The organism is Mesorhizobium sp. M7A.F.Ca.CA.004.04.2.1, from assembly GCF_004022825.1.
In the GTDB taxonomy this organism is placed as follows: Bacteria; Pseudomonadota; Alphaproteobacteria; order Rhizobiales; family Rhizobiaceae; genus Mesorhizobium.
The window spans coordinates 1-4,687 of sequence record NZ_RZPH01000438.1; the positions used below are offsets into that span (position 1 = coordinate 1).

General features: G+C 63.6%; 5 protein-coding genes. 3 read left to right on the forward strand and 2 right to left on the reverse strand.

Features of this window, described 5'->3' with window-relative positions; genetic code table 11:
* Window positions 1–593: LysE family translocator (locus tag EN893_RS19450; RefSeq protein WP_164900962.1), on the reverse strand; the 593-nt coding region annotated here is incomplete at its 3' end.
* A 128-nt stretch (window positions 594–721) separates the two neighbouring features.
* On the opposite strand from EN893_RS19450, the gene EN893_RS19455 reads away from it, so the two are divergent.
* The gene (locus EN893_RS19455) at window positions 722–1,420 is read left to right on the forward strand and encodes a YafY family protein (protein ID WP_127269054.1); all 699 of its coding nucleotides are present in this window, start codon (window positions 722–724) and stop codon (window positions 1,418–1,420) included.
* A 171-nt stretch (window positions 1,421–1,591) separates the two neighbouring features.
* Here the strand turns inward: EN893_RS19455 and EN893_RS19460 are convergent, their stop codons facing one another.
* Window positions 1,592–2,701, reverse strand: a complete 1,110-nt coding sequence (locus EN893_RS19460; protein ID WP_127269053.1) for a Gfo/Idh/MocA family oxidoreductase — start codon at window positions 2,699–2,701, stop codon at window positions 1,592–1,594.
* Between the two features lie 155 nt (window positions 2,702–2,856).
* Here EN893_RS19460 and EN893_RS19465 point away from each other — a divergent pair, with 155 nt between their 5' ends.
* Entirely contained in the window at window positions 2,857–3,702 is an 846-nt protein-coding gene (locus EN893_RS19465) for a MurR/RpiR family transcriptional regulator (protein ID WP_164748924.1), read from the forward strand.
* Window positions 3,703–3,843: 141 nt separating this feature from the next.
* A partial coding sequence (iolC, locus tag EN893_RS19470) for a 5-dehydro-2-deoxygluconokinase (RefSeq protein WP_128361707.1) occupies window positions 3,844–4,687 on the forward strand: 844 nt, incomplete at its 3' end.

Genomic DNA, 4,687 nt, shown 5'->3' on the forward strand with positions numbered 1-4,687 from the left:
GCAAAGAGCAGCAGTCCGGCCGCCCGGCCGGCAAAAATGGTCGCCCGCGGATTGGCGATCAGAAGGTTGCGGCTGCGGCCAGCCGTGATCGCCAGTCCGCCATAGATCGCAGCCTGGGTGGCCACGGTCAGCAGCCCCATGACCGTCGCCTGCATCCAGATCGGACCGTAGTCCGGTTTCAGGAACTGCGGGTAGACGGCAAGCACGAACAGGTATGCCTTCGGGTTGATCAGGCAGGTCACAAAACCCTGGCGAAAGGCCTTCCATGCGGACCGGCTGCCGGCAGGCCCTTCCTGACCGACAGTGATGGAACTGCGCATCAGCGTGATGCCGATAAAGGCCATGTAGGCGGCGCCGGCAAGCAGAAGCGGCTTGAACAGGATCGGCACGAAATGCATCAGCAGGCCGACGCCGATGGCGCCGTTCAGCGTGTGCACCATGCCGCCGACCATGATGCCGCCGGTCGCGGCGAGACCCCTGTCGCGCCCGCCGGTCAGTGCATTGGCAAGCACGAAGAGCATGTCCATGCCCGGAACGGCGATGATGCCGAACAGCAGGATAAAGAAAAGCCAGAGATTTTCCGCATAGCCCATGTCAGTTGCCTGCCGCCTCGCTCCGCCAAACCGCAGCGGAACCTGTTGATTTTCAAGTCGATAGGCGCTCCTATAGGTCAGCCCAACTGACAATGCTGTGTCAATTGGGCTCGCAACCCGGGGAAAAAATGCGCAAGGCGTCACGCCTGTTCGAGATCATCCAGATCGTGCGGCTGGCGCGGCAGCCGGTGACGGCGGCGACGATTGCCGAGCGGCTGGAAGTGACGGTACGCTCGATCTATCGCGACATCGCAGCGCTGCAGGCGATGCGCGTTCCGATCGAAGGGGGCCGCGGCATCGGCTATATCCTGCGCCCCGGCTTCGACCTGCCGCCGCTGATGTTCTCGATCGAGGAGATGGAGGCGATCGTCCTGTCGCTGGCGCTGCTGGAGCGCACCGGAGACAGCGAGCTCAAGCAGGCGGCCAAGCGCGTCAGCGCCAAGATCGCCGGGGCGGTGCCACCACCCTTGCGCCAGGCCTTCGACGCCAATGCGCTGCATGCGTGGGGATTCGCCGCGCCCTCGACCGGCGCGATCGACTTGGCGCTGGTGCGACGCGCCATCCGCGACGAGGAGAAGCTCGATCTCTCATATCGCGACGAGATGGGCCGGGCCTCCGAGCGCCTCGTCCGCCCGATCGCGCTCATCTACTACGCCGAAACCGCCAACATCGTCGCCTGGTGCGAGCTGCGCCAGGCGATCCGCAATTTCCGCAGCGACCGGATCGAGGATTGCCAGGCGACGGGGTTGCGGTTCAAGGGCGAAGGCGACCGCTTGCGGCAGGTCTGGGTGAATGGATGGGAGATCAATGCGGCGGTTGGCGGCTGACGCGATTCTCCCTTCTCCCCCTTGTGGGAGAAGGTGGATCGGTGCGCAGCGCCGAGACGGATGAGGGGTGTTCCAGCGGAGTGAGACGTTGGTGTTCCCTGGAGCACCCCTCATCCGACCTCGCTTCGCGAGGCCACCTTCTCCCGCAAGGGGAGAAGGTGAGCCGCCGCCTCACCGCACGTCCACCCAGCGCTTTTCCTCGAAGGAGCGCGCCATCGCGTGCACCGTGCGCTCGATCTCCAGCCCTTCGGCGAATTCGATGAGCCGTGCCGGCCTGCCTTCAAGCCGCGTCAGCAGTTCGTGGCACTCGATGATCTTGAGGTCGTTGAAGCCGAGGCCATGGCCTGGCGCCGGCACGAAGAGGTCATAGGGCTTGTGGTGCGGCGCCACCAGGATGGTGCGGTAGCCCTGCTCGGTCGGCCGATCTGATGTGAGATAGAGCTGGAATTCGTTCGATCGTTCCTGGTCGAACAGGATCGACCCTTTCGAGCCGAAGATCTGGACGGCGATGCGGCCCTTGCGGCCCCAGGCCGAGCGGTTGACCAGCAGCGTGCCGGCAATGCCGCTTTCCAGATGCATCAGCACGCTGGCTATGTCGTAGGTCTCCACAGCGCGGCGGCCGCCGCTGGCCAGCTTGCGATCGGCATAGGGTTTGGCCATGTCGCAGATGACACTGGCGACGCGGCCGAACAGGGCTGAGACCAGCGACAGCGGATGCACGGCGAAATCGTCGAGCGCGCCATAGCCTGACGCGGCTTCGTGCTTCCAGAAGAACAACGCCTCTGGGTCGGCCATAAAGTCCTCGTCCATCTCGATGCGCAGATGGTTGACCTCGCCGATGATCTTCTCTTCCAGCAAAGCGCCGATGTGGCGGATGGCCGGGCTCTGGATGTAGTTGTAGCCGAGCGCCGCGATCTTGCCGGACTTTCTCGCCGCCGCTGCCATCGCCTCGGCCTCGGCAAAGCTCGGCGCCATCGGCTTTTCGCACCACAGATGCTTGCCGGCTTCGAGGATGGCGATGGCCATTTCCGGATGGAACTGGTTGGGCGTGGTCAGCGAGACGATATCGACTTCGGGATCGTTGACGACGGCACGCCAGTCGCCCGACGCCTTGGCGAACCCGAACTCGCCCGCCTTGCGCCGGGCAAGCTCTTCATTGACCTCGCCGAGATGGACCAGCCGTGGCTTGGCAACGTCGGGAAAGACGGCGCTGACGGCACTCCATGCGATGGCATGACACTTGCCCATGAAACCCGTACCGATGAGACCGACGCCGACCATTTTCCGTTTCTCCACTGCTTGAAGCGCTGCGTGGATGAATTAGTCCATTTTCTCTTGGAATGGAATGTCTGCCTCATTTTTTATGGTGTTCTTGCGCAGGCTCGCTATGATGATGCACAGAGGACGCTTCACGTATGAGCCTGGACAGAGCGACGATGGACGAACGGGTACCTCGCGATTTCGAGACGCTGCGCACCACCATCCTGGAGCGGCGCGAAAGCCTGCCGAAGCGCATCGCCCAGATCGCTGCCCATGCGCTCGACAATCCCGACGATATCGCTTTCGGCACCGCCGCCAGCATCGCCGCTTCGGCCGGCGTGCAGCCTTCGACCCTGATCCGATTTGCCCAGCAGCTTGGCTTCGATGGTTTCACCAGCCTGCAGCAGGTGTTTCGCGAACGGCTGCGCGAGCGCAACTCATCCTATGACGAAAGGCTGCAGGCGCTGCGCGCCAAGGCAGAGGGCGGCGCCGGCCATCGGTCGATCTTCGACGGCTTCGTCGCCGCCGCCAGCACCTCGCTCAACGACATTTCGCGCACGCTGGACGACGCGCATCTGGAAGACGCCATTTCCCTGCTGGCGAAGGCCGAGACCATCTACGTGCTGGCCAAGCGCCGCTCGTATCCGGTGGCGTCCTACATCGCCTATGCGCTGGGCAAGCTGAAGATCCGCAACCAGCTGATCGAATCGGCGGCCGGGCTGAATGCCGAGATGATCGGCTTCGCCACGCCGGCGGATGCCGTCATCGCCATTTCCTTCTCGCCCTACGCACCGGCCACGATCGAGGAAGCGCGCAGCATTTCGGAACAGGGCGTGCCGATCGTCGCCATCACCGACAGCTCGTTTTCGCCGCTCGCCCAGTTCGCCAAGGTCTGGTTCGAGGTTGCAGAGGCCGATTTCGCCGGCTTCCGCTCGCTGTCGGCGACAATGGCGCTGGCCATGGCGCTGACCGTCGGCGTCGGCGAGAAGCGACGCGACACGGGCCGCAAGCGCAAGGCCTGATCCATCGCCGAAAAGACACTTTTCACGGAAGGAACACTCATTCCATATTGACTATGGATTGGAATTATTATTTCATATTCCCGGCGCCACGCTGCCGCTCGCGCGTGTACCCCAACACAACAAGGCCGACGGGAGGTTCCAATGAGCGAAGCCGTGGACGCTGAATACGCGCCGCTCGACGTTATCACTATCGGTCGCGCTTCCGTGGACCTTTATGGGCAGCAGATCGGCTCGCGGCTGGAGGACATCACCTCCTTCGCCAAGTCGGTCGGCGGCTGCCCGGCCAACATCTCGGTCGGCACGGCCAGGCTCGGCCTGCGCTCGGCACTGCTCACCCGCGTCGGCGACGAGCAGATGGGCCGCTTCATCCGCGAGCAGCTGACGCGTGAAGGCGTCAATGTCGACGGCCTTAAGACCGACAAGGAGCGGCTTACCGCCTTGGTGCTGCTGTCGGTCGAGGACGAAGGCGTTTCGCCGATGATCTTCTATCGCTCGGACTGCGCCGACATGGCGCTGGCGCCGGAAGACATCGACGAGGCCTTCATCGCCTCGGCGCGCTCGATCGTCGTCACCGGCACGCATTTTTCCAGGCCCAACAGCGATGCCGCGCAGCGCAAGGCGATCCGCATCATGAAGGCCAAGGGCGGCAAGGTGGTGTTCGACATCGACTACCGGCCGAACCTGTGGGGCCTTGCCGGCCATGCCGAAGGGTTCGAGCGCTATGTGAAATCGGACCGGGTCTCGGCGCAGTTGAAGACGGTGCTGCCCGATTGCGACCTCATCGTCGGCACCGAGGAGGAGATCATGATCGCGTCGGGCGCCGACGATTGCCTGAGCGCCTTGAAGACGATCCGCTCGCTGTCGTCCGCCACCATCGTCCTGAAGCGCGGCGCCATGGGCTGCATCGTCTATGACGGACCGATCAGCGACGATCTCGAGGACGGTGTCGTCGGCAAGGGATTTCCGATCGAGATCTACAATGTGC